This is a genomic window from Clostridium sp. UBA2485 (genome assembly GCF_002341865.1).
Classification (GTDB): Bacteria; Bacillota; Clostridia; order Clostridiales; family Clostridiaceae; genus Clostridium_J.
On record NZ_DDOV01000062.1, the window covers coordinates 74,743 to 101,598 of the forward strand.

General features: G+C 27.0%; 30 protein-coding genes and 1 pseudogene. 4 read left to right on the top strand and 27 right to left on the bottom strand.

Annotation, left to right across the window (positions count from 1 at the left end):
* Positions 1–208: 208 nt before the first annotated feature.
* From B3603_RS13415 to B3603_RS13500, 21 genes and pseudogenes are all read right to left on the bottom strand, one after another.
* Positions 209–367: a hypothetical protein gene (locus B3603_RS13415; protein WP_291565728.1), complete on the bottom strand. Its 159-nt coding sequence runs from the start codon at positions 365–367 to the stop codon at positions 209–211.
* A 16-nt stretch (positions 368–383) separates the two neighbouring features.
* Positions 384–617, bottom strand: a complete 234-nt coding sequence (locus B3603_RS13420; protein ID WP_291565730.1) for a DUF1292 domain-containing protein — start codon at positions 615–617, stop codon at positions 384–386.
* A 755-nt stretch (positions 618–1,372) separates the two neighbouring features.
* Positions 1,373–2,725, bottom strand: coding sequence for a replication-associated recombination protein A (locus B3603_RS13425; protein WP_291565732.1), 1,353 nt, complete (start codon positions 2,723–2,725; stop codon positions 1,373–1,375).
* Between the two features lie 4 nt (positions 2,726–2,729).
* Positions 2,730–3,794, bottom strand: coding sequence for a GIY-YIG nuclease family protein (locus B3603_RS13430; RefSeq protein ID WP_291565735.1), 1,065 nt, complete (start codon positions 3,792–3,794; stop codon positions 2,730–2,732).
* Between the two features lie 120 nt (positions 3,795–3,914).
* On the bottom strand, positions 3,915–5,099 hold the full coding sequence (locus B3603_RS13435; RefSeq protein WP_291565737.1) for a glycosyltransferase family 4 protein: 1,185 nt from the start codon (positions 5,097–5,099) through the stop codon (positions 3,915–3,917).
* A gap of 647 nt (positions 5,100–5,746) precedes the next feature.
* Positions 5,747–5,983, bottom strand: a complete 237-nt coding sequence (locus B3603_RS23270; protein ID WP_414632385.1) for an XdhC family protein — start codon at positions 5,981–5,983, stop codon at positions 5,747–5,749.
* A 176-nt stretch (positions 5,984–6,159) separates the two neighbouring features.
* Entirely contained in the window at positions 6,160–6,309 is a 150-nt protein-coding gene (locus B3603_RS23275; protein ID WP_396152205.1) for an XdhC family protein, read from the bottom strand.
* Between the two features lie 201 nt (positions 6,310–6,510).
* Positions 6,511–7,779 carry a uracil-xanthine permease family protein gene (locus B3603_RS13440; protein ID WP_291565740.1) on the bottom strand — a complete coding sequence of 423 codons (1,269 nt, stop codon included), beginning with the start codon at positions 7,777–7,779 and terminating at the stop codon, positions 6,511–6,513.
* 204 nt (positions 7,780–7,983) lie between these two features.
* Positions 7,984–8,304: a hypothetical protein gene (locus B3603_RS13445; RefSeq protein WP_291565742.1), complete on the bottom strand. Its 321-nt coding sequence runs from the start codon at positions 8,302–8,304 to the stop codon at positions 7,984–7,986.
* Positions 8,305–8,362: 58 nt separating this feature from the next.
* The gene (locus B3603_RS13450) at positions 8,363–9,061 is read right to left on the bottom strand and encodes an MgtC/SapB family protein (protein ID WP_291565743.1); all 699 of its coding nucleotides are present in this window, start codon (positions 9,059–9,061) and stop codon (positions 8,363–8,365) included.
* Positions 9,062–9,634: 573 nt separating this feature from the next.
* Positions 9,635–10,003, bottom strand: a complete 369-nt coding sequence (locus B3603_RS13455) for a hypothetical protein (protein WP_291565745.1) — start codon at positions 10,001–10,003, stop codon at positions 9,635–9,637.
* A 154-nt stretch (positions 10,004–10,157) separates the two neighbouring features.
* Positions 10,158–11,270, bottom strand: coding sequence for an Ldh family oxidoreductase (locus tag B3603_RS13460; protein WP_291565746.1), 1,113 nt, complete (start codon positions 11,268–11,270; stop codon positions 10,158–10,160).
* Positions 11,271–11,293: 23 nt separating this feature from the next.
* On the bottom strand, positions 11,294–11,998 hold the full coding sequence (locus B3603_RS13465; RefSeq protein ID WP_291565748.1) for an Mpv17/PMP22 family protein: 705 nt from the start codon (positions 11,996–11,998) through the stop codon (positions 11,294–11,296).
* A 161-nt stretch (positions 11,999–12,159) separates the two neighbouring features.
* Positions 12,160–12,300 (bottom strand): hypothetical protein, encoded by a 141-nt coding sequence (locus B3603_RS13470; RefSeq protein ID WP_163247950.1) that lies wholly within the window; start codon positions 12,298–12,300, stop codon positions 12,160–12,162.
* A 17-nt stretch (positions 12,301–12,317) separates the two neighbouring features.
* Entirely contained in the window at positions 12,318–12,488 is a 171-nt protein-coding gene (locus B3603_RS13475) for a hypothetical protein (protein ID WP_163247951.1), read from the bottom strand.
* A gap of 259 nt (positions 12,489–12,747) precedes the next feature.
* Positions 12,748–13,896 carry a 30S ribosomal protein S1 gene (rpsA, locus tag B3603_RS13480; RefSeq protein WP_291565751.1) on the bottom strand — a complete coding sequence of 383 codons (1,149 nt, stop codon included), beginning with the start codon at positions 13,894–13,896 and terminating at the stop codon, positions 12,748–12,750.
* 230 nt (positions 13,897–14,126) lie between these two features.
* Positions 14,127–14,456, bottom strand: coding sequence for a HesB-like protein (locus tag B3603_RS13485; RefSeq protein WP_291565753.1), 330 nt, complete (start codon positions 14,454–14,456; stop codon positions 14,127–14,129).
* A gap of 162 nt (positions 14,457–14,618) precedes the next feature.
* On the bottom strand, positions 14,619–14,807 hold the full coding sequence (locus B3603_RS13490; protein ID WP_291565755.1) for a hypothetical protein: 189 nt from the start codon (positions 14,805–14,807) through the stop codon (positions 14,619–14,621).
* Between the two features lie 21 nt (positions 14,808–14,828).
* A pseudogene (locus tag B3603_RS23280) lies at positions 14,829–15,191 on the bottom strand (peptide-methionine (S)-S-oxide reductase); the annotation flags it as partial.
* 193 nt (positions 15,192–15,384) lie between these two features.
* Positions 15,385–16,455, bottom strand: a complete 1,071-nt coding sequence (locus B3603_RS13495) for a glycosyltransferase (RefSeq protein ID WP_291565757.1) — start codon at positions 16,453–16,455, stop codon at positions 15,385–15,387.
* A gap of 494 nt (positions 16,456–16,949) precedes the next feature.
* Positions 16,950–17,507 carry a hypothetical protein gene (locus B3603_RS13500; RefSeq protein ID WP_291565759.1) on the bottom strand — a complete coding sequence of 186 codons (558 nt, stop codon included), beginning with the start codon at positions 17,505–17,507 and terminating at the stop codon, positions 16,950–16,952.
* Positions 17,508–17,896: 389 nt separating this feature from the next.
* On the opposite strand from B3603_RS13500, the gene asnB reads away from it, so the two are divergent.
* On the top strand, positions 17,897–19,798 hold the full coding sequence (gene asnB / locus B3603_RS13505) for an asparagine synthase (glutamine-hydrolyzing) (protein ID WP_291565761.1): 1,902 nt from the start codon (positions 17,897–17,899) through the stop codon (positions 19,796–19,798).
* 83 nt (positions 19,799–19,881) lie between these two features.
* On the opposite strand, the gene B3603_RS13510 is transcribed toward asnB, so the two are convergent.
* Positions 19,882–20,934 carry an NADH:flavin oxidoreductase gene (locus B3603_RS13510; protein WP_291565763.1) on the bottom strand — a complete coding sequence of 351 codons (1,053 nt, stop codon included), beginning with the start codon at positions 20,932–20,934 and terminating at the stop codon, positions 19,882–19,884.
* Between the two features lie 268 nt (positions 20,935–21,202).
* Positions 21,203–21,670, bottom strand: a complete 468-nt coding sequence (locus B3603_RS13515) for a UPF0158 family protein (protein WP_291565765.1) — start codon at positions 21,668–21,670, stop codon at positions 21,203–21,205.
* A 246-nt stretch (positions 21,671–21,916) separates the two neighbouring features.
* On the opposite strand from B3603_RS13515, the gene B3603_RS13520 reads away from it, so the two are divergent.
* The 3 genes from B3603_RS13520 (at position 21,917) to B3603_RS13530 (ending at position 24,475) form a co-directional block, all read left to right on the top strand.
* On the top strand, positions 21,917–22,693 hold the full coding sequence (locus B3603_RS13520) for a nitroreductase family protein (protein WP_291565767.1): 777 nt from the start codon (positions 21,917–21,919) through the stop codon (positions 22,691–22,693).
* Between the two features lie 137 nt (positions 22,694–22,830).
* Positions 22,831–23,433, top strand: a complete 603-nt coding sequence (locus B3603_RS13525; RefSeq protein ID WP_291565769.1) for an ECF transporter S component — start codon at positions 22,831–22,833, stop codon at positions 23,431–23,433.
* A gap of 70 nt (positions 23,434–23,503) precedes the next feature.
* A complete protein-coding gene (locus B3603_RS13530) occupies positions 23,504–24,475 on the top strand; it encodes a P1 family peptidase (RefSeq protein ID WP_291565771.1) in 972 nt (323 codons plus the stop codon).
* Positions 24,476–24,584: 109 nt separating this feature from the next.
* On the opposite strand, the gene B3603_RS13535 is transcribed toward B3603_RS13530, so the two are convergent.
* The 4 genes from B3603_RS13535 to B3603_RS13550 form a co-directional block, all read right to left on the bottom strand.
* The gene (locus B3603_RS13535; RefSeq protein WP_069187809.1) at positions 24,585–24,758 is read right to left on the bottom strand and encodes a YjfB family protein; all 174 of its coding nucleotides are present in this window, start codon (positions 24,756–24,758) and stop codon (positions 24,585–24,587) included.
* Between the two features lie 156 nt (positions 24,759–24,914).
* Complete coding sequence (locus tag B3603_RS13540; protein ID WP_291565777.1) at positions 24,915–25,310, bottom strand: hypothetical protein; 396 nt, start codon at positions 25,308–25,310, stop codon at positions 24,915–24,917.
* Positions 25,311–25,900: 590 nt separating this feature from the next.
* Complete coding sequence (locus tag B3603_RS13545) at positions 25,901–26,242, bottom strand: phage terminase large subunit (protein ID WP_291565790.1); 342 nt, start codon at positions 26,240–26,242, stop codon at positions 25,901–25,903.
* 18 nt (positions 26,243–26,260) lie between these two features.
* On the bottom strand, positions 26,261–26,722 hold the full coding sequence (locus B3603_RS13550; protein ID WP_312573409.1) for a transposase: 462 nt from the start codon (positions 26,720–26,722) through the stop codon (positions 26,261–26,263).
* Positions 26,723–26,856 lie beyond the last annotated feature (134 nt).

Sequence of the window (26,856 nt, forward strand, 5' to 3'; positions counted from 1 at the left end):
TATATATGTAAAAATAATTGATACTTTTTAGTATTATAATTAGACCTATTGAATTCACAATGCAGAATTTATGTAGTATAAAATTATAAAAATATAGAAAACCAAGCCTACATCTAGATATTAATAATGAGACTTGGTTATCTTAAGTAGATTTTTAAAAATAAATATAGGAAATATTTATTTTTAAAATCTATGTATCTCTTATATATTAATGTGATACTTTATGTTTATCAAAGGCACTTTCATTTAATGCTGGTTCTTCAATAGTGGTCACAAATTGATTTTTACTAACTTGATTCTGTGTCTTTACACCTTTTTTTATAAAATCTTTATTATTTTCTTTTTTGAATTCACTTCTATCCTTCATATTATCCTCCATAGACTTATTGTCCTTCATTATATTTTTTAAGAACTTTATTAAATTCGTCGCCTGTACCTACTGAAGTATATTGTATTTCTTCACCTATTCTAGTCACTCTATAAGCGTATGCTTCATTGGAATTTTTAGGTCCTGCAATAATGTATTCTTTACTATCCATCTTAATTACATCAATTAACTCCATTTCTACATCATTACCATGAGTATCTTGAATTTTAAATATTTCATTATGAGCCATTTCTACTCCTCCTCAATATTTACTTATATAATTAAGATGTTCAATTATTCAAATTATATTACATAGACTTTATATTTTAATATATATAATTTTAAATTTCCGTAATAATATCCTTTATAACTTAAGGTTCTAAACAATTTATTTAAAATGAAAAATAGTTTTTTGACTAAATATTGTTTTATAAGTAAACTAAAATTTTACCATATAGATAGCTTCATTTTCATAACATCATCTCATGTCATGAAAATTTTACCATATATGTTTATATTTTATTATTGATTTTTTTAAAATAAGAGGTTATAATACAATGTAACAATAAAATAATATTGAAAAGGAGGAAATTAAATGAAAGATACAACTTTTATAATAACTGCAGATGTTATTGAAGAATGCTTAGAAGAAAGCATAGATTAATAAACATCAAATAATAATTTTTAAATTGGAATTGAAAATGGAAAATACATATTATAATAATGTATTTTAAATTTACAAAATGACCCTAATGTAATATTTTACTTAAAATTTTAAGTCATCGTGACTCAAGTCACGACTTTTCAATTCACAATTTATAAATCTAAGCAATTCTCTATTAAAATTGAGGATTTTTTTTATGCCTAAATTTAAGATTTTAATTATCATATTTATAAGTTAATTAGATTAACTTCTTATTTTCCCTTCTAAATTAATAACTACTTATTAGTTTTTATTCATTATAATGAAATTGTAAATTAAATAATATAAAAAAATACAGCACCTTACTTATGCTGTATACTTTCTGTTGATTTTAATCTTATGAGTCTTTCTTTTAACTTACTTTCATATCCCATTTGAGTCGGCCTATAATATTTTCTATCCTTTATTTTATCTGGTAGATATTGTTGCTTAACGTAATGATTATTATAATCATGAGGATAAAGATATTTATCAGAATTATTATATAATCTCTCTGCTCCACTATAGCCTTTTTCTCTTAAAGCTAAGGGTACTTCTCCAATTTCTCCATATTCTACATCTTTAAGAGCTTCATTTATTGCCAAATAAGCTGCATTGCTTTTCGGTGCAGAGGCTATGTAGGTTACAGCTTGAGATAATATAATTCTAGCTTCTGGCATTCCTATAACTTTAACTGAATCCATTGCTGCCTTTGCTACTAATAGAGCATAAGGATCCGCATTTCCTACATCTTCTGAAGCAGCTATTAAAATCCTTCGAGCAATAAACTCTATATCTTCACCAGCATATAACATTCTAGCAAGGTAATGCACTGCTGCATCAGGATCAGATCCTCTCATACTTTTAATAAAAGCAGATATAATATCATAATGATTATCACTATTTTTATCATAGGTAATATATTTTCTTTGAATACATTCTTCAATAACATCTAAATCAATATTTATTATTCCATCACTATTTTTATTTGTAGTCAAAACAGCTAATTCTAATGCATTTAAAGCTCTTCTACCATCACCATTAGATGTAATACATAAAAACTCCATTGCTTTTTTAGTTAAATTAATCTTTATATTCCCATAACCATTATCCTCATCTGCCAATGCTTTTAATATAAGTTTTTCTATATGCTTTTCATTTAATATTTTTAATTGGAAAACCATAGATCTAGATAAAAGGGCTTTATTTACTTCAAAAAAAGGATTCTCCGTAGTAGCACCAATTAAAATTACTACTCCTTTTTCCACATGAGGAAGAAGAGCATCTTGCTGACTTTTATTAAATCTATGTATTTCATCAATAAATAGTATTGTCTTCTTGTTATACATTTTTAGATCATCTAGTGCAAAATCTATTATTTCCCTTAGTTCTTTAAGATTACTTGTAACTGCATTTATAGATTTAAAATTAGCTTTTGTACTACTAGCAATTACTGTAGCTAAACTTGTCTTCCCTGTTCCTGGAGGGCCATATAATATTAAAGAGGTAAGCCTGTCTGATTGAATAGCTCTATAAAGTAGTTTCCCAGGAGCTAAAATATGTTCTTGTCCAATGTATTCCTCTAGAGTTTTAGGCTTCATTCTCTCTGCTAAAGGTGCAGAAGAATTATTATTTCTATTATCCATATCAAATAAACTTATATTTTCAAAGGTCATAGTATCACCCTACCTTTTTATGAATAGTTTTTTTTATAAATTCTTTTATTTCAATTATAAATTTTTTTTCATCTATGATATCATCTTTTATTTCGAAATAATCAATGTGATTATTTTTTAAATAAGAGTTTATTATCATAGATTCATCTATAATTTCCTTTAAATTTACATTATCTAATACCCTATTTTGAGTATTAAATAAACTGAATATCATCTTTGCTATAAAATTTATGTCAATATCATTTACTAAATATTTTTCCCTATATAATATATCATTATTGTACATACAAAATATCTTTATATAATTTTCATCAATCTGTTCAATAACAAGTAATCTTCTATCGCTATTTAGTAATTCTACATTGTATAAATCTTGTTTTAAATACCTAATTCTACCTAAATCATCCCTTATTTTTGCTGCTAGCTCAAAGTTTAATTCAAGCGCTGAACTTTCCATTAAATCATTAAATCTTTCTATTAACCTATCGTCTTTAAGAGATAGGTAATCTATTATAATTTTCACTTCTTCCATATACTCATTTTTAATATCTTTATTTATGCAAACCCCTAAACAAAGATTTAAATTATAATTTAAGCAAGCAGATTTAGATATACTACTACATTTTCTTATTTTAGCCATATCTATTATGCTATTAACCGCTTGATAGGTTGCATTAAAGTTAGTAAAAGGTCCATAATATAAATCGCCATCATCATGTTTTTCATAACACAGAACTACTCTAGGAAACTCTTCTTTAACAGTTATTTTTATATAAGGATATCTTTCATTATTCTTTAGTAATTTATTGTAAGTTGGCTTATAAATTTTAATTAATTTACATTCTAATAGTAAAGCTTCTAATTCTGTATCTGTAGTTATGTATTCAAAATCACGAATATTTTTCACAAGCTTTTGAACCTTGCTACTTTTATGATTCCTATTTCCAAAATAACTAGATACTCTTCTTCTTAAATTTTTAGACTTTCCTACATATATAACTATATTTGAACTATCTTTCATTAAATATACACCAGGACATTCTTTTAAATCTTTAACCTTTTGCTTCACTATTATTCCTCCAAAAACCAACACATATTTAAGATATTTATAAATTTTACATTACTTATAAATCATATCAAAAATATATGCATAATAAAAGACTATAAGAGATTATAATCTCCCATAGTCTTATCTAGCTGCCAATAGATCTATATCTACTGATTGTCCATAAACCTCTTTATATAGTTCATAAACTCTTATTCCAAATAATTCACTTGAATATTCATAGGATTTACTCAAAGCATTTGAAGAAAACTTTTTCCTTAAGTCATCATTCTTTAAAAGGTTAAGAATTGAGGATACGAAATCTTTCCTACTATTATAAGTATATCCATTATAACCATCTATAACAACGTCTTCTATACATTGATCATATCTACATACTACAGGGGTTCCACAACTTAATGCTTCTATATATGTCAATCCCTGAGTTTCACTAGTAGAGGCAGTAACAAACATATCAGAAATTTTATAATATTTATATACATCTTCTGGTTTTACCATACCAGTAAAAATTATATTATCTAACAGGTTTAAATTAGTAGCCTCTTCTTTTAATACATCTAGATAAGGACCTCCACCTACTATTAGAAGCTTGGCTCTCTTTTCCTCTTCAATTATATACTTAAAGTTTTCGATAACTTCCTCTATATTTTTTTCTTGAGCTATTCTTCCTATATAAGCTAATACCTTATCTTCTTTATTTATACCAACACTTTCTCTTAAGTTCATCTTTTCATTTTCACTAAAATCTATCATAAAGCGAGATAAATCAATTCCTGTTGGTATAACTTTAATTGGTGCATCTACTCCATAATTAACCAAAGCATTTTTTGTTTTATCTGTTGGAGCAATTACCATATTTACTTTATCCAATAACATTTTTGTTATTTTAGCTGCTCTCTCTTTATTTATTACCTTTCCTTTCAAGAAATATGAAAGATAATCCTCATACATTGTATGGTATGTGTGAACTAACGGTATACCTGTAGCTTTAGTTATTTTTCTAGCAATAATCATTGTAGAAAATTCGGACTGTGAATGTATGATATCTGGTTTCCAATCAATAACTTCTTTTATAAGATTATTGCTAGTTATAGAAAACGTAGCTCTTCTAGCCTCAGGATAAACCCATATTGGCTTTGATTTTAAATAATATACGTCTCCATCTATATACGTTTCGCCATTATTTGATAAAGTAATTATTTTTACATCATGTCCCTGTGATTTTAATTCTTTATATAAATTTATAGTTGATGTCACAACTCCGTTAACTACCGGTTTAAATGTATCTGTTGTTATTAATATCTTCATAAATTAATACCTCCGCCTCTAGAAGATATCTTAATTATAAGATCGCATTATTAGTTATCACTTATAGATATATTAAAAATATATTAGAAACAAATTACAAAAATATATGATTCCTAATTAGAAAATTTCAAAAATATTAATATCTAAATATACTTATTTTATTATAAAACTTACTATTAATGCTACTTATCATAACTTATTATACTACAAAATAGAGTAAATGATAGCCTTTTAATATTAAGAAAACAAGTAAAGTTTCTGTAACATTAGTATTGTCACAAACTAAAAAGTTGTAACAATACTAATTTAAGGTATATTGTTTATTTAAATCATATGAGGAAAAACAACAATTCAAAGATCTTAATAGATAAGGCAAAGGGTGCCATAAACTAGTTCTAAAAATGGAATATGGTGTAAAATATTTAACATACCGGATTGTTATTTTTTAAAACTGTCTCATCTTTCATATGGATTAATGTACCATTATTTTTAATCTTTAATACTTCACATATAATACTAAAAGCTATTTCTTCCAGACTTTCCCCACATAAATTAATTCCTGTTGGAGTGTATATAGAATTTATTTTATTTATGTTACAATTATCTTTTAATAAATTATTTTTTAACTTAGTTACCTTATTTTTACTTCATATCATTCCTACATATTTAGCTTTATTATTTATAACTGATCTTAAAGCTATTTCATCGTGAATGTGCCCTCTAGTAACAATTACAATATAGCACTCTTCTGTTACATTATAATTATTTAATCCTTCTTCAATATCTCCTAAAATTATTTCATCAACATCAGTAAATACTTTATAATTACCATATTCTTCTCTATCTTCAAATATAGTAGTATGAAATCCTAATATGTTCCTAATTTTTGCATCACTACTGCAATATGTCCTCCAATTATTAATAATTTGCTTTTAGGAATAAACACCTTAATATATACTTCTATATTTCTTCCATAAGTCATATTTAATGCATCTTTTTCTTCTATTAGTGAAAAAGTATACTTTCCACTTTTTCCTTTCTTAATACACTCTATAGCTTTTTAAATTACTATTTTCTCTAAAGCTCCACCACCTATAGTTCCATGTATATTTCCCTCTTCAAGTATTGTCATCATAGTTCCCTCACCCCTTGGTGAAGAACCACAAGCCTTGGTAATGATTGAAAGCGCTATTTTATTACCATTTTCAATTTCCTAATTTAAATTTGAAATAATTACTGACTCTATAAATTCACCCTATTTTTTTCATTTAATACCTTATTATAACATAATATTTATTGATAAAAATAAGCTTCAAATCAATAATCAAAACTTACAATAAAAATTTTTAATTTCAATACTCTGTTGCAAATTAAAAAGATGTGCTAAAATTTAGCACATCTTAATATATTTCTATTTTATTTCTTTTCTATTTATTATTGCATTTAATATTACTCCAGTGATTGCAGCTAAACTGACTCCGGAAATTTTAACAGTTTCCGTTACAGGTATGCCTAAAGTAAATCCAAACTTTTTCTCAATTATCCCTGTACCAATACCTATTATTAATATAACAGTCATGATTATTATATTTTTAATATTGAATTCAACTTTTTCACTTTTAATAGTTTTTACTCCAATTAATGCTATCATACTAAATAGCATTAAACTTATTCCACCCATTACTGGTGCAGGTATTGACTGTAGAAATCCTCCTATTTTAGCTACTACACCAAGTACTATTGCTAACATTGCAGTTAATCTAATTATTGATGGGTCATAATTTTTAGTTATTGCTAATACACCTGTATTTTCTCCATAAGTTGTGTTAGCTGGTCCTCCTATAAATGCTGAAAACATTGTTGCAAGTCCATCACCTAATAAAGTTCTATTTAGTCCTGGATCTTCTATAAAATTTTTTCCAACCACTTGACCGTTTGTAGTAATATCTCCAACATGCTCCATTAATACCGCCAAAACTACTGGTGCTATAACGGCTATTGATGAAAGATCAAATTTAGGTAATGTAAAGTTTGGTATTGAAAACAATGGTGCTTCTGATATCAAAGAAGTGTTTACCATACCAATTTTTAGTGCTAGTAAATATCCTACAGTTACTGCTAACAAAATTGATAATTGCTTTATAAATCCTTTGCCAAATAGTGTTATAATAAGTGCTATTGATAAAGTAATTGCTGCTACTATTAAATTCTCTGACGCCATGTCATAAGCAGTTGGTATTAAATTTAATCCTATAGCTATTATCATTGGTCCAACAACTTGTGCTGGTAAAAACTTCTTTATATTATTTACTCCTACTTTACGAACACATAGTGAAAGAAGTACATATATAAGTCCTGCTACCACTATTCCACCTTGGGCATATCTAAGGTCACCATTGTGTAGCTCTGTTACTGATATAATAACTGGAATAAATGCAAAAGATGAACCTAAAAATACTGGAACTTTTCCTTTGGTACATATATGAAATATAAGTGTTCCACACCCTGCTGCAATCAATGCAATGGATGGATCAAATCCCGTAAGTATAGGAACTAGCACTGTAGCACCGAACATGGCTATTAAATGTTGTAATGCTAACACAAATCTTTGTGCTGACTGAAGTAATGATTTGTTTTCTTGACTATTAACATTTGATTTAGTAATAACATTTTGTGACATAAAAAAACCTCCTTAATTTTGACAAGGAGAAATTAAATTTCTCCCTTTTCAGCCTCTCTGGACTGATTTAAAAGGTAATACATAATAAAAAAACTTCTTGCTACTGCAAGAAGTCATGATATACCTGTAAAAAATAATTATACTTTTAATCTTGCAGCCTCTCTGGACCGTATTAAAGATTTATTCACTTTGTTAAAAAGTATATCACTTTTTATCCTGTCTTACAAGTATTAAATTATTAAATTTTACTGTTCTACTCATAATTTTTAATATATCTTTATAAACTTTTTCATTATTAACCTTTACAACTTCTCCCTTAGCAACTCGTTCCACTATTTTTTCTAGTTTTTCTGGAGGATTAACTTTTCTTAATGGGTCATTTCTCCATACGATGAGACGTTCACACTCCTCAATTGTTAATATTTTTCTTTCTTTGTCCTCATGTCTCTTTAAAGTTATAACTATGATGTACAGTGAAACTATAAGTACAATTAAAGAAATACTGTCAACTATAATATAATTCATAAAAACTCTCCTTATCCAAAACTAATCCTTATTATTCTTAACGCTATTAAAAAATTGTTTATATAATTCTTATTCCTATAAATTCTTTAAAAGCACTAAGTTCAACTATAAGATTTAGAATATTGATATATGGTGGAATTAAGACATAGTATATGCAGTATTCTGTGTTTTTATTACACTCTTCCTTATATTTACATTCTACATTTAAAATTTCTATATCTTTATCTGCTAAAACTTTATATAATGCTGACATTGCAGCTTCTCTATCTGTATATTTTACTTCTATTTTGATTTTTATAGTTTTATCAATGTACTTTTTTTCTATTTTTTCGAAACTTACTAATACTAAAAACACAACTATAGATGATACTATACCTAAAAAATAATATCCCATACCTATAGCTAATCCAATGCAAGCTACAATCCAAATAGACGCAGCAGTTGTAAGTCCTTTTACTGATCCTTTCTCATGTATTATTGTCCCAGCGCCTAAAAATCCTACACCAGTAATGACCTGTGCACCTAATCTAGCCAAATCTACTTTTAGAACCTCTCTTAAGGCTATATTGTTATTTATAATATTTATGGCATCTTGGGAGATTAATATTTGTATCATAGAAATTATAGCAGCACCAATGCATACTAAAGAATGAGTTCTAAGCCCTGCAGGTCTATGTTTATACTCTCTTTCATATCCAATGACTCCACCTACAAACATCGCTACTAATAATCTTATTACTATTTCGTATTTTTCCATTAAAACACATCCCCATAATTAATAAAAAGTATATAAATATAACAATTAAAAAAATAATGTGTACGTTAAGATAACTGCTATTCTTATGGTTCTCTAATTAGAGCTATTCAATGAGAATGTACACAATTAAAGAGACTTCTTTTTTATGGAAGAAGTTTCCAATTGATTTCTTTTTTGAAGTTACACAGTAACTTATATACAATCTAGTAATATAATTTCTAGTAAAAAAATAATTAAGGAAGTTATTTTGATTTAAACTAAATTCAACCATAATTGTGCATTCTGCATTGTGAATTAAAATATCTAAGAAAACAATTATATTAATCTGTTCATTAAATTTGTGAGCAGTATATCCATAATATGTATACTTTATTATATTGGTGATTAAAATTTTGGAGTATACAATAAAATAACTATTTAAAATAAAAATAATATTTTACATCATGCAAGTAGATAGTATTACACAAAATAGATTAGTCTATTGGTTAATTATTCTTTGAAGATATATTATATTATTTTAAATAAAAAACCGTTAATTAAGTAAAAATTTAAAACTTAATTAACGGTTAATATTTATTTTGACTTCTGCTTTAAATTAAAAGTGGCATTAAGCGCCTTCGTAGTACATGCTTTTATACATTCACCACAACAAATATATTCTGGACTATTTGGATTTTCATAAATATTAATATCAAATTTACACTTTCGAGAGCAAGCTTTACACTTAATACATTTGTCATTAACATTTAATCTATATAGACTAATAGGATTAAACAATGAATAAATTGCACCTAACAGATAAATAAATCTACAAAATGGTCTGAACACTATAATAGACAGTATTATGGCAATTATAAGTAACATAACCTTCCATTTAAATAAAAATCCAATTGTATTCTGCAAAAATGAATTAGTTGAAACTAATGGTATTCCAGCTTCCATTCAGTTAAAATCATAGCAGCTATATAAATTAATACAATTTATAAAAAATCAGTACACACCATATTTTACTCTTATAATGTTTATATGTAAAATTACGTAAATGTAATACAAAAAAGAAGGATATGCAATAAACATATCCTTCTCCATGTTAACTTTATTCAAAAGAAAAATTATAATTATTTAGCCCTAATTCTTTTTTTAGTGTCAAAATATCCTGTTGTAATGCTTTATTTACAGGCACACCTTTGTCTTTTCTATAAAGCCAAGCCTCATACTCTTTTTCTCCAGCAGTATAAATTCTTTCCATTCCAGGAGCTTTTTTAGAGTTTCTAAGAGCTCTTAATATTTCTCCTGTTGTAGATTTGAAACTATCTAACTCTGTAAAAGCTTCTACATTTATTGCCATAAAGAAATGTCCTAATCTATAAGGAACTTTCTTACCATCTTCAAAACCATTTAATGCTTTTAGAAAAGCTCCACCTTGAAGTGCTGCAGATAATATTTCAACTACTGTAGCATAACCATAACCTTTATATCCTCCAGTTTCTTCTCCGATACCTCCTAATGGAGTAAGAGCTGCCTTTCCAATTGTTAAATCTTTTAAAATTTGGTGAGTATCTACACGACTATTACCCTCTTCATCTATTACCCATCCTTCAGGTAATTCTTTGTTTTCTCTATCATAAACTTCGATTTTTCCTCTTTGACTAGTAGATGTTGCACAGTCTAATACAAAAGGAAACTGCTCATCTGTAGGAACTCCAAAGGTTAGAGGATTAGTACCTAACATATTTTCCACTCCAAAAGTTGGAGCAATAGATGGTCTAGCATTAGTTCCTGTAACACCTATCATACCTTGTTCTGTAGCCATTGTTGCATAATAACCAGCTATTCCATAATGAGAAGAGTTTCTAACAGCTACCATTCCCATACCATAGACCTTAGCTTTTTCTATTGCCATTTCCATTGCTTTTTTTCCTATAACATGCCCAAGTCCATTATTACCATCTATTACTGCGGTAGTTGGTGTTTCTTTAACAATATCAATTTTAGTATTTACTTCTAAAATTCCATCTTTTATTCGATCATAATAGATTGGTTTTAATCTACCTATACCATGAGAATCAATTCCTCTTTTGTCCGATGTAATAAGTACTTCAGCACAAATTTTTGCATGTTCTTCTGGCACACCTACTGCCTTAAAAACGTCTATCATAAAATTTTCTAAATAATTAAAATCTATCCAATACACTTGTTCATTTTCCATATTTTTTCACCTTCTTAAATAAATCATTTTGCAATAGATTTGTGGGAAATAGTATTTTTTTTAGGTTTAGATAAAGCTAAAATAGCCCCTAAAACCATAGAAAGAATTGCTGCTGTTAATACTCTATATTGTGGTGGCAATAAAAAAGTAATAGTATGAGCAGGAATCCAAAAAACTGGAATGGTCTTTAAAACAACAAAATTTAAATATCCATACCAATCTATATTATTAACTACCTCTTTTAATTTTACTTTTTTTATTTTATTTAGTCTACCCCCACCTAGTTCAATATAAGTATCAGTAATTCTATGGAATGCCATAAAAGTTGGTGCAAAAACTATATTCATAAATGCACTTGTAAAAAATGCAAACAAAAATTTATAAGTAGTTGATTCCTTTTCAGCAGAAGGGAGTAATCCAGAATTCATTACTCCTACTACTCCTTTAGCAAAAATATCGAAAACAACAGTGAATGTCATTCCTATAAATCCCCATACAATAAATTTATATACTATTCCTACAGGCTTTTCATAATTTCCTTTTACTATTCTAAGTGCCAAAATTTCACCTAAGGTAGCTAATATAGATACTTTTAAGAATCCTATAACATAAGGATGAGACTTTGCAAAAATAGTTAAACTATTTGTATCTTCACCATTTAGTAGCCGAAATAATAAAAATATTACTAGTCCAACTACAATCCCCCAAATAATATCCCCTTTTTTCATAATTATTCCCCCTATTATTTATTTCAACTCTAATTTTAACAAAAAATATTGCCATTTACTATATTATATTCCATTTGTACAATAGAATAATAATTAAAAGTTTACTTTATTAATTTTTTATTTGGAAATCTTATAATAAAACAAGCTAGGAATAGTCCTAGCTATATGTTTTTCTTAAAATTTTTCACAGAATGTTTTTTAGCATTTCTATTTTGATTATGGTTTTCTTCTGTTATAGGTGTTTGATAATTACATTTTTCCATTCTAGCTATTTTATTATCTGGTTGACTATCTTTTGGCATACCATTTCATCTCCTTTTTACCACTTTCCATCATAGTTTATTGGATTTGCTTTATTATGCTTACTTTTTGCTTTACCTTGAATTTCTGGCACTGGATGAAAATCATTTTTAGGAAATTTTTGTTTATGATTACTTTCTGTTCCATGTGGTTCTTCAACATTAGGTCTTCTCATTCCTTTTTTAGCCATAAATAAACTCCTCCTTATAACTTTCTAATAATAGTTTGTTTATTTACTTTTCTAATATACTAGAAATATAAGGCTTAATTATCTTTAAATATTAAGTATAAAAATAAAACACATAAAGAATACTATTATTTCTTCATGTGTTTATAAAAACAAAATTAATATTTAATTTGTATTATGTTATAAATGTTTAATAAGAATTTAAGATTAACTTTACCTTTAATAAATTTCTTTTGAAAAAATAAGATTAAAACTCTACAAATTAATCAAATTTAAAATTCTTTAAAGCATCTTTAAAGACATCACCAAGAGTAACATCACTATCATCATTATACTTTTTATAGTCTTCTTTTGAGCCTTCTATAGTTTCTTTAATACTTAAAGAGATTCTATTTTTATCCACATTTAAAATTTTAACTTTAACAATCTCACCTAGAGATAATTTATCTTGTGGTTTGGTTATATTTTCCTCAGAAATTTCTGAAATGTGGACTAATCCTTCTACTCCATCAGCTATTTCAATAAAGGCACCAAAATTCATAAATTTCACTACCTTACCTTCAACAATATCACCAGTAGTAAATTTACTTTCAATACTATTCCATGGGTCATAATCCATATCTTTTAAAGCTAAAGATATTCTGTTTTTGTCTCTATCAAAATCTAATAGATATACTTCTACTTCGTCACCTATAGACACTACATCACTAGGATTCATAATTCTTTTCCAAGATAAATCATTTAAATGAATTAATCCATCTACTCCACCTAGATCAACAAAGGCACCAAAGTTAACAAGTCTTGATACTATGCCTTTTCTTTTCTCTCCTTTTTTCAATGAATTCCATAAATCATTAATTTTCTTTTCTTTTTCTTCTTCTAAAATAATTCTTCTTGATAATATAATTTTATTATCCTCTTTATTAAATTCTATAACCTTAACCTTAAACTTTTCATTAATGAATTTAGATAAATCTTTTACATACTCATTAGAAACCTGTGAAGCAGGAATAAATGCTCTTATACCATCAATATTAGCAATTATTCCACCTTTAACAACTTCTACTGTAGTTGCAGTGATTACATCATTATTTTTATATGCTTCTTCTATGTTATCTAGTGATTTTATTGCATCTGCTTTTTTCTTTGATAAAAGCACATGACCTTCACTTTCATTAATTCCTAAAACATATACTTCTATTTCTTCTCCTTCATTAATAAAGTCCTTTAAATTCTCATCTTCATTACATATTTCATTTTTATATATTATTCCATCGTACATAAAATTTATATTTACTAATACATCATTATCTTTTACAGATAAAACTTTACCTTTTAATATATCACCTTTATAAATTTTATTTAGAGATTTATCTATTTCATTAATAAACTCATTCATTGAATTTTCCATCACACTCTCCCCTTTCTTGCTTATATACAAAGTATATACACTAAATGTAGTATTTTCAATATGAACAAAGAAAACCGTTAAAAGTAACTAGCTTTAAGTTTTTAAAAAATAATATATATATATATATATTTATTACTTAATTATGTTAACAAAAATTATTAATTCTTTTATACTGAATAAAGCCTATTTTTACAAATAAATAAAAGGAAGGATTTCTCCTTCCTTAAGTATTAGCCACAACTAGAGCAAGTTGAGCATCCGCCACCTTCTGGTTTCTTCTCAGGCTCGATAGAAAATCCACTCATGCCGTTTTCTTCTCCAGATAATATTGTTAATGATCCAAACTGAGTTGTAACATCTTTATCAACTAAAAATGTTATTTCATTTATTACTTCTGTATTATCTTCTGGTTTTTGCTCATCTAAAACAAGATTGAATGATGGCCCACAGCAGCTCATTCCTGCAAAATGTATTCTAATAACATTAGCTGTAACTTCATTGTCTAATAAAAACTGCTTAAATTCTTTAGCAGCATTTTCGCTCATTTTAACGATGCTCATAGTTTATACCTCTCTTTTAATTTATTATCACCAAATTAATAAAAGTCAAAATTTATTGAGAACAATTATTAATTAAGGTAATTACATAATAATATAAAAATAAATATAATGCAATAATAATTTATTTTTATGTTTTCCTTTATATATTATATTATTCGTAGATTATTTTCCATATCCTTCTACTATATCAAACAAAGCTCTTTTTGATATTTCATTTAATTCAAATTTATGAATATCATTCTTTAACATTGCAATAGTTCCATGTCCCTTACAATAGCTATTTAATTTACAAGCTAAAGTAGAGTTCATGAACTCATTAAAATTAGAATATTTAGTAGCTAATTCCTTCATCAAAATAGATGCTTTCTGGAGATAGTATTTTTGATGATAGTTTTCTGCTAAATAAAATTTCCTTAGTGGTATTATCTCTGTATTAAAGGTTATATCTAAGGCTTCTTCAAAATCTCTTTTAGAATTTTCTGCTATAATTCTCTCTTCATCTGTTCTATAAAATATAATAGATCTATATTGAGCTATACCAGTTTTATTTTCTGGTGTATGACTATCCCAAAAGCCATTTATTATTTCTTCATATGTAATCTTATCTCCATCATAATCGAACTCAAAGGTTTCTGCATGGTCACCAATATTATTATAAGTAGGATTTTTTGTACTTCCTCCACAATATCCTACCCTTGTTCTAATAACTCCATCAACTATACCAAACTTGGCATCTGGAGTCCAAAATCATCCCACTGCTAGTGTTGTTGTTTTTAAATTAGCTGGCATTTCTAAATCAATCATTATCATTATTAATCATACCTCACTCTCAAAATTGTTTTTAAAATAATATTAAAATATAAAAAACCTTTTGTAAATTAGAATATAAAAACCTCCAAATTTATGGAGGCTTTTCAAACTAATAGTATTATTGTACACCAATACTTTTAAAAAATTCTCTATTATTTATAACATTACTATCTTGAGGTCTGAATTTTGCTGCTAATTCATTATGCTCAAAGGATTCCTGTATTCTATTTATCTTATAATAGCAGACACATAATTGAAGATGAGGACGCCATGTCCAATAATCTATACTTATAAATCCTAAAAAATTTTCAGGAATTTTTAACTTAGTAGCAGTTTCATACCAATATATCGCCTCATCATATCTTTCTTCTTTTTGAAAGAAATAGCCTAATCTATAGCAACTTTCTGCTCTAGGAATACTATATTCAAAAGCTCTTAAACAACTCTCTTTAGCCTTTTTACAGTTTCCTATTCCATCATAACAATCAGCAATCTTATATAAAGCATCTATTTTATCTTCAACCCATCCATCCATAACCATAAATTCTTCAAGTTTGTCAATTGCTTTATAGTACATTCCATTATAAAAAAGCTCTTTTCCATAATAGTAGGTATCTCTACCATTAAATACGTATCCTTCTTTTAACTTATTCTGATATATTTCTAAATTTCTCTTTCCACTACCTTTTAATTTTTTATGAACTACCTTTATATCACTATCTATGGTTTTTCCAAATACTTCAAGATATTCATGTATAAATCCTATCCATAGAAAATGTTTTTCTCTTTTTACTAATCTATTTCTTTTAAAAGTTAAAATAGGATTTCCGAATTCATCAAAATGAGTTTGATAATCCATAGTAACAGAATCTACAGAACTATCTAAAGTCTCCTTAAGATACTGAAATTTTTCTTTATCTTCGTCAAGAAAAATATCATCTGCATCTAGCCATAATATATATTCCTTTGTAGCCTTACTAAAAGAATAGTTTCTAGCAGCTCCAAAATCATCTATCCATTTAAAATTATATATATTATTTGTATACTTTTTAGCAAGTTCAATAGTTTTATCTTTAGAACCAGTATCAACAATTATTATTTCATCTACAATATCTTTTATAGAATCTAAACATCTTTCTATAACATCTTCTTCATCTCTGACAATCATACATAAACTAATAGTAATCATACTTACCTCCACAGTAGTATTAATTCTAAATTTACAATATATTAAATCTGCAAATTTAGTAGAAAATAAGTGTATACCTCTATAATGACCTGATTTTTTTGTCAATATATGCGGTAATATACTTTTATATAATATGAAGGTAAATTGTCTTTAGTTACATATATAGACATACTAATTCCAAATTTAATCTATGAACTTATAAAAGTGTGCTATTAAATTATTTGAGCTTACATTAATATGTAATTGAGAATTGACGATTGACAATGGACAATTATGGATACTTCTCTTAAGAGAAGTTTTGAACTTATTCCTTTTAAAAGTGACGAAGTCACTTTTATTAAAAATCTATTAAAGAAATNNTTGTCAATTGTCCATTCTCAATCTTCCATTGATTAAAGTTGTAAATTAAAATATTTAAAGGTAGCCACATTTAGCTATAAATTAAATTTTAAGGTAGTTTATCTATATAGTAAGTATATATGTTAATATTTTAATTAAGCTAAATTCTTATTATTCATAAACTCTTCAATAGGTATTATCTCATCCACAAACATTCTATGAGTATGATTAATATACGAAAGTTTTATAATATCTTTATCTATAATTTTTCCATTGTTCATATAATCGCCAAAATCATATAATAATAGTGCAACCATATTATTATTTAAGCATATATCATATAAAGAATTTGAAAGATCTTTAAATAATAATTTACTACTTGAATTGATTATACTTTTTACATCAATTATAAACCTTACATCGGAAAATCCACTTTCAACCTTATTATCCCTATATCGTGCTAAAAACTCTTTTATTACCTCAAAATCACTATTTAATACTATATTTTCTATAGCTCCATTACATATCATCAATTTCTCTGTATCATCTAAAAATTTATATAAGAGATTATAGAGTCTATCTTCAATATTTAAATAAACATATACATTATCCTTAATGCAACCCTTTATGTATTTATATATATTTATAACCATATGATCATCTCCATAATAATAAAAGGCTATATTTTTACCTAGTTTATTTATACTACTCATTATATCTCTCTCCTTAAATTGTTGTGATATTTTTACAATAAAGATATTCTACCATTTAATGGAATTACCTTCTTTTTCCATATTTTTTCTTTTTTTAAAATATGACAAAATAATTTTTTATATTAATACTTTATGTAAGTAAAAGTTAATATATATCTACATATGTAATTTCATTTATTTTTTCTTAAAATATGTCTAATCTTAATTTTTTTTATAACTATTCTATAAATAACTGTGTTATACTATAATTTATGTGAATAAAATTATTTATGAAAGTTAAAATACATAATAGTGAAGACATTTTATATATTGACCAGTTTTTTTCATTAAGATAAAATAAAAAAATAAGAGTAAAATATTATAAAATTCATCACTAAGGAGGAAGTAACATGTGTGGATTTGTAACATTTTTTAGTAATACGCCAATGAATGTTGAAACTAAGGATGCGTTAACTCCAATGACAGCATCTATTATTCATAGAGGACCAAATCAAGATGGAGAATATGTTGATGACCATGTTTATTTAGGTTTTAGAAGGCTAAGCATTCTTGATTTAGCAAATGGAAGACAACCTTATAGTCATGAAAATGGTCAATACGAATTAGTGTTCAATGGTGAAATATATAATTATTTAGAATTAAGAGAAGAATTAATAAAAGAAGGATATGAATTTAATACTAATTCAGAAATTGAAGTTATAGCAACCCTTTATAAACATTATGGTGAAAGCTTTGTAAGTAAATTACGAGGTATGTTTTCATTTATAATTTGGGATAAAACTAAAAATGTATTTTTTGGTGCAAGAGATCAGTTTGGAATAAAGCCTTTCTATTATATAGAAAATGATAATGGATTATATATTGCCTCTGAACTTAAAAGCTTCTATTCAAATAAAGATACTACTTATAAAAAAATTGATGAAGAATCTCTTCACAACTATTTGACTTTTCAATTCGTGCCTGAACCAAACACTATGCTAGAGGATGTTAAAATTTTAAAACCAGGTCATACAATAAGAAAAGAACTAGGAAAAAAACATGAAATAAGCCAATATTATTCAATGCAATTCAATCCAACTCCAATGCCAAAAGATGAAAGAATGAAGGAAATAAGAGATGTATTAGAGAAATCTGTTGAGCTTCATATGCAATCAGAAGTACCTGTAGCAACCTTTTTATCTGGTGGTATAGATTCTACTGTAGTAACTGCTCTTGCTAAAAAATTTAAACCTGATATTAAAACCTTCACTATAGGTTTTGATAGAGAAGGATATACTGAAATTGATTTAGCTAAAGAAACTGCCGATAAACTAGGAGTTGAAAATATAAGTAAAATTATTACAGCAGAAGAGTTTGCTAATGAAATACCTAAAATTATCTGGCATATGGACTCTCCAGTAGCAGATCCTGCTGCAATTCCTCTTTACTTTATAGCAAAGGAAGCTAGTAAACATGTAACTGTTATATTATCCGGTGAAGGTTCTGATGAGGTTTTTGGTGGATATACTATATACCATGAACCCCTATCATTAAAAATGTTTGACTATATTCCTAATGGTGCTAAAAAGCTATTAAAATCTATGTCTTCTAAAATGTCAGAAGGCACAAGAGGAAAGAGTTTTTTAGAAAGAGGATGTACTCCAATTTCAGAACGTTATGTTGGAAACGCTAAAATATTTGTAGATCCTGAAAAACCAGATATACTAAGAAAATATAATAGTAAATATACCTACCCAAGAGCAATGAAAGATATCTATGAAAGAGCGAAAAATTATGATGAAGTAACCCAAATGCAATATGTTGACTTTAATACTTGGCTTACTGGAGATATATTAGTTAAAGCTGATAGAATGACAATGGCTCACTCTTTAGAACTAAGAGTACCATTTTTAGATAAAGAAGTATTTAACGTTGCTTCAAAATTAACTTTAGATGAAAAAATTAATGGTCATGTAACTAAATATATGTTAAGAGAAGCTTATAAATCAGAGCTTCCTATGCTTAGTGCTATAGATAGAAAAAAATTAGGTTATCCAGTACCTATTCGTCTATGGCTAAAAGATGAACTTTATGATTGGGCTGTTAATATAGTAAAACAAAGTAATGCTGATGAATTTATAAATAAAAAAGCAGTTCTAGATCTTATTGAAGAACACAGAAGAGGACCATTTGATAGAAGTAGAAAAATATGGACTATTCTTGTATTTTTAATATGGCATAGAGTTTTCATTGAAAATACTGCTTCTTATGATTTTCACAAAGAAATAGCTTTAGATAAAGTAACTAAATAAAAAGGTCGTGACTTTAAGTCACGACTTTTTTCTATTAATAATATAGCATCTTAATTAAATAATTTATATATATTTCTAAAACTTTATTTATGAAGTATGCAAGTCTTTCCTACAGACATACAGTTACCACAATATAAACATTTAGGTTTAGCTCTATCCCCTGATGCCCACCTATTTATAAGATCAGGTTCACAAATTAATGGTCTAGACATTGAAAAGCATTCTATTTTACTATTATTAAGTATATCTTCCATAGTATCTAAGTTATTATTTTTACAAACTAGCATTACTTTACAATTTACATTATCTGCTATAATTTTGCCATAATCTCTAAAAACAGAATCTCTATAACTTATTTCATCACTATTATAATTACCACTGCCACTTACTTCTATCCCATCAATTCCTCTTTTATCTAACTCATAACAAACATATTTACATTCTTCAAAGGTAGCACCATCATCAAAATCACTACAATTTATTTTTATAGTAACTGTAAATTCACTTCCAACTACTTTTCTTATTTCATCATATACTTCTAATATTATTCTTCCTCTATTTTCAACATTTCCACCATATTCATCAGTTCTTCTATTATAATAAGGACTTAAAAATTGAGATAATAGATATCCATGAGCTCCATGTATTTGAACTCCATCAAGACCAGACTTTTTAACTCTTAATGCAGCTTCACTAAAAGCTTTTTTCAATAGTTCTATATCCTCTATAGTCATTTCTTTAGGAGTAACTTTAGTAATTTTATTTTCTATAGCTGAAGGTCCTAGTATTTCTCTGTTTTCCACTTCAAAACTACTCAGAGAACCACCATACACTATTTGCTGAATATATTTGCAATCATATTTGTGAACTATTTTCCCCAGTATTTTGTAATCCTCAATAAAGGAGTCATCATAAATTCCTAACATTTTAGGAGAAGGTTGTTCATCTTTAGTTACATAAGCATAACTACCAATAATAAGGCCTACTCCCCCTTTAGCTAAGTTCTCATAGATATTATAAATTTCATCGTTTAAATGACCATCATTCTTTGCTCTTCTTTCATAAGTTGCAGAACGAACAAATCTGTTTTTTAAAAATAATTTTCCCATAGTAGCATTATCAAATAAACTTTTCATCTAAATCCCCCTATTATAGATTTATATAATCGAGAATTGATTATTGACAATGAACAAGTTATTTCAATTCACAATTCACAATGCAAAATTCACAATTATGGATATTTCTCAGCAGAAACTGAGAAATTTAGACTTTATCTTTTTTCAAGTTACAAAGTGACTTTTTTAAGAAACTAGCAATTACATTGCTAGTGAAAAAGTTTATTAAAGAAATTATTTTGATTAAAAATAATTTCCACCATAATTGTCAATTGTCCATTTTCAATTCTCAATTGTATAATATTATATCCTTTTCATTTAGCCAATTTATTAGATACTCAATAAATCTCATATCTTTATAATCATAATATTCTTCAATAATATCATGATTAATTAATTCCATATTAAATTTATGTTCACTTTCTCCAATTAATGATAATAGTTTAATTTTAAGCATTTCATTATTGATATTTGAAGCAAAATCTATCATCACCTCATTGGCAAACTCACTTTCAATTAATGGTATATATATGTATTTATCTTTATTATTATGTATTTCTCTTGCTTCTTCCAATAAAATTATTTGCCACTCTTCTAATTGATATAATTCTGTATTCTTCTCAATAGACTCCATAATATCTTTAGGAATATAACTTATATCACCATTTTCTATATTTATAAAACTTTGGCCTGTCCCTCTTGTATCAAAAGAACTCAATTCTAATAACAATTCCATATCAATACTTAATTTTTTCATTATTACCTCTTTTTTCAGTATAAAACCACTATTAACAATTTATTGAAATTTAAATTTCAATTCATATTATATCATATAAAAATATAGATTAAAAATATAACATAAGAAAAATAATTGAAGTAAAAAAATAAAATATCTAATCAAATAAAATGAATATAACACTAATCATTTATTTTCTAAGAATGCTTAAAGGAATACATATAAATATATAGAATAATACATAATAAAATTAAGGGGGGCTGCATTATGAATGAAGTTATTAAAACCATCAATGAACGTGTATCATTAAGAAAATACGAAGATAAAAAAATATCAGAAGATCACTTAGATATTATATTAAATTCTTCTATGAGAGCACCAACTGCTGGAAATATGATGCTATATTCTATTTTAACTATCGAAAGTGAGGATACTAAGAAGAAGCTTAGTATAAGTTGTGATAATCAACCATTTATTGCTAAAGCTCCATTAATTCTTATTTTTTTAGCCGATTTTCACAGGACCTACAGATATTTTCATATTAGTAAAGTTAAAGATTATTGTATTAAAAACAATAAAAAATATAGGCTTCCTTCCGAAGGAGATTTATTTTTAGCAATTAACGATGCAATTATTGCAGCCCAAAATGCTGTTATATCTGCAGAATCTTTAGGAATTGGTTCTTGTTATATTGGTGATATTATGGAGAATTATGAGTTTCATAAAGAACTATTAAATCTCCCAGATTATACTTTCCCAATATGTATGTTGACCTTAGGATACTATCCCCAAGATACGAAAAAAATATATCGTAAAAGATTTGATAAAAAATATACAGTATATAGTGAAAAATATGCTGATTTAACTGATGACGATATTAAAGAGTGCTACAAAGGATGGGATAAAAACTTTATGCCAAATAATCCTTACAATGGGGAAAATACAGGACAAGTACTCTATGCTCGTAAAACTGGTGGAGATTTTTCTCTTGAAATGACCCGCTCTGTTCGTGAAGCATTAAAAAAATGGAATGGAGAAATTTAATATTATATATTGATTTTTTTTTATCAAGTGATAAAATACTATTGTCGGTATTCTTCGGAAACTGAACTAGTCTAATAATTTTTTTAATTAGACCCGAATTATATCCTTTTATGGAATAAGAATGGGAGGAATTTAACATGGAAACAAATTTAAATCCAACAACAAGAAAAAAAACAAAATTAACTGTGAGGCAATTAGCTATTGTTGGTATGCTATCAGGAATTTCTATTTTTTTAGGAGTTTCTAAATTAGGTTTTATACCGTTACCTACAATGAAAGCTACAATTATGCACGTACCTGTAATTATTGGTGCCATTATTGAAGGTCCAATCGTTGGAGCATTAATTGGCTTAATTTTTGGTATTTTTAGTATGGTTGATGCTTTTTCAAATCCAACAATAACATCTTTTTTATTCTATAACCCAATTATTGCAGTATTACCTAGAATTTTAATAGGTATTGGTAGCTATTACATTTATCACTTATTCAATGTAAAGAAAAATTCTTTAAGGCTTTCAGTAACTGCAATTTGTGGTTCACTTATTAATACTTGTGGAGTACTTGGTTTTGCTTACTTATTTTATGCTGAGAAATTATCTCAAGCATTAAATTTAGGGAGTACAAAGGCAGCAGGAATATTTTGTGCAACAACTGCCATAGCTAATGGTATTCCTGAAGCAATACTTTCAGCAGTAATAGTAACACCTATTGTTGTATCAGTAAGAAAATTTAAAAAATAAATACCTTACTCCTAGTCAAGTTTTTTACTTTACTAGGAGTTTTTAATATTTATAAAAGGCGGAATGTGTTATGAAAGAAATAAAATTTGTAGATATAGATAAACTTAAAGTTGGTCATTCTCAAAACTTTGAAGCTTCTACTGGATGCACCGTGGTAATATGTGAAGAAGGTGCCACTGGAGGGGTTGCTGTTAGAGGTGGTGCTCCTGGCACTAGAGAAACTGATTTATTAAATCCAACAGAAATGATTAAAAAAATTAATGCAGTGGTTTTAGCTGGAGGCAGTGCCTTTGGTTTAGATGCTTCTTCTGGTGTAATGGAATATTTAGAAGAAAAATCTCTTGGTTTTGACGTAGGAGTAACAAAAGTCCCTATTGTCTGTAGTGCTGTATTATTTGATTTAGTCATTGGTAGCAGTAAAATTAGACCCGATAAAACTATGGGGTATGAGGCTTGTCTACATTCAGAAACCAATAATGATGATTTACAAGGAAACATCGGTGCTGGCACTGGTGCAACTATAGGAAAGATATTAGGACCAGAGTTTTCCATGAAAGGTGGTCTTGGATCTTACGCTATTCAAGTTGGTGATTTAAAAGTTGGTGCTATAGTAGCTGTTAATGCGCTTGGCGACATAATTAACCCTAATTCTGGTGAAATTATAGCTGGTGCCTTAAACTCTAGCAAAAATGGGTTTATAAATACTGTAGATGTAATGATAGATCAATATCAAAGTAAAGCAAACAGATTTAATGGAAATACCACTATAGGATTAATTGGTACTAATGCAATTTTAACAAAGTCAGAAGCAAATAAAATTGCTTCTATGTCACATAATGGTTTTGGAAAAACTATTAGACCTGCTCATACTATGTTTGATGGAGATACAATATTTACTATGGCTACTAATGTAGTGGAAGCTGATATGAATGTAGTAGGAATGCTTGCTACAGAGGTCATGGAAAAAGCAGTAATTAATGCTATCATAAATGCTAAATCCTCCCACGGCATATTAGCTAAATGTGATTTAAATAAAAATTAGAATCATATACAAAAAAGAAAAGTTTAAATAACTTTTCTTTTTATAAGATAATTTATCTATTACACTTTTATAACTGTTCATAGAAAACCGAGACGTTAGTCATGGTTTTCTATGCTTTTACGTCTAAACTATTGCCTAAATTAGGATCAACAGCCTCTATCATTTTAATCATTCCATCCATATTTACATTAGAAGTTGTCATTACTTTTTTCATTAATGCTAAACTCACTGCATTTTGAACTTTTCCTTGATTTAAAGCAATACTCATTGCACCTATATCCATAATATCTCCTCCATTCATCTTTATATTTCAATTATCGTATAAAGTCTATAATATTATAGGGATTATTTAATTTAAAATTAAAATAATTTTATGAAGATATACTATTAAGTATAGGTTACTGACTTTCAACTTTTCTTAGAAAACCTTAAATTAGGGCTATTCAGTGGTTTTTTCCAATTTAACATTTTCAGTACTATCATTAACAGTAACCTCAAATATTTCACCTGAATAATTTAAGACTTTAGATGTATCAATTTTAGGGAATATAGTTATATACTTATTCTGCGATTTTGCATAATGTATTACGCCTGTTGAATAACATCCAAACTCGTTTCTATGTTTGATTGTAATACTTTCTGGATAATTTGAAACATCTTTATAAATAGCTGAAAATTTTACTTGTGATTTCTCTACTTTAAAAGATACTATCCAATTTTCACTTTTTCCCACATATACTCCAGTATTTGATTTATTCTCTAAAAATCCATAACTTATAAGGATAGATGCTGAAATTAAAATAAGAATCAAAATAAATATAGAACGTTTCTTCATATTTTCACCTCACTGGTGCTTTTACATATATTATATACTATACCATAAATATGAAAATCTTATCCAATATGTCCACTTTTATTAACATTTGACGAATTTATTCATATGAATCTTCTTAACCGAAGGTGTTATTAATATATTTAGAAAGTATATGTGTATCCTAAATGGAACTTAAAAACTCGAAATCTCCGGGGTTCTTGTTTAGTACAGTATATCTTAGGTCTCCAGCCATTTTATCCGTAAAAGTACTCTTGGAATCGTCATGATTATCCACTAAAGCATCAACGCTAAACTCAGTGCATTTTGAACTTTTCCTTGGTTTAAAGAAATACTCATTGTTGCTATATTCATAATATTATCTTCATTCATCTTTATATTTCAATTATCATATAAAGTCTATAATATTATAGAGCCTATTCAATTTAAAATTAAAATAATTCTATGAAGATATATTATTAAGTATAGCTTACTGATTTTCCACTTTTCTTAGAAAATCTTAAATCAAGGCTATTCAGCAGCTTTCTCCAACTTAACATTTTTAGTACTATCATTAGCAGTAATCTCAACTATTTCACCTGGACTGTTATGGGCTAAAAATAAAATAAATCACAGAAAAGAATCTGCTTTTGATTAATGTTACAAGTAATAATCATGTCAGTTTTATTAACATCAAAATATTCTTTAAGATTAAAATTATTAATGGCCTTGGTTATTTCATTTAAACATGAACGTTTTATAGTAGATTGAACATTTCTTACGGTTAAGTAATTTCTTTTCCCATTGAATACATCTAACACAACTCTTTGGGCCAAAGAAAAAGATTTACCACTGGATGAACCTCCGCAGTAAATCTGATAACGATTATTATTTAATTGATATTTTAAGTATATTGGATTAAATACATCTGAGTTAATATTAAGATTAATTGCCATATCCTTCACAATCTATTGTTATATTAACCTCATTAGATATATTCCCACTATGTTCAATATCTCTCTTATCTCTCCATTCTTGGGCTTTTTATTCTTTAACCAAAATATCTGTGCTGTAGTATCTGGGGTTACTTCTTTCTTAACCTTCTTAGTAATTACCATTTCATATAAAGGAAACCCATGTATATCTGTAATAGGTTGACCTCTTTCATCTTTTCGCGACACTCTTTCTTGAGTAACTTCTTCATATTCGTATCCTAATACCCTTTTTAAGAGTGCATTTTCAACTTCAAAGATTACTTCCTTTCCCTTTTTTAGAGCTGCTGAAAGTGCCGAATATTCCTTTTTATATTCTCTAAATGTTGAATATGCTATTCCTAAATTCTTTGATATTTGTTCATCAGTGAGCCCATTTTTTACCCACCCTTCAACTAGTATAAGTTTATCTTTAACATTAGTTTCATATTTAGATTTAGCCATGAGCTCACCTCCTTTTATGTATAAAAAAGACACTCATTTAAACGAGCGTCTCAAATCTAACTTAATACATTAATATTATAATCTATTTGGCTGGCGACCTACTTACTATAACATATAAAATTTTATTATTTAAT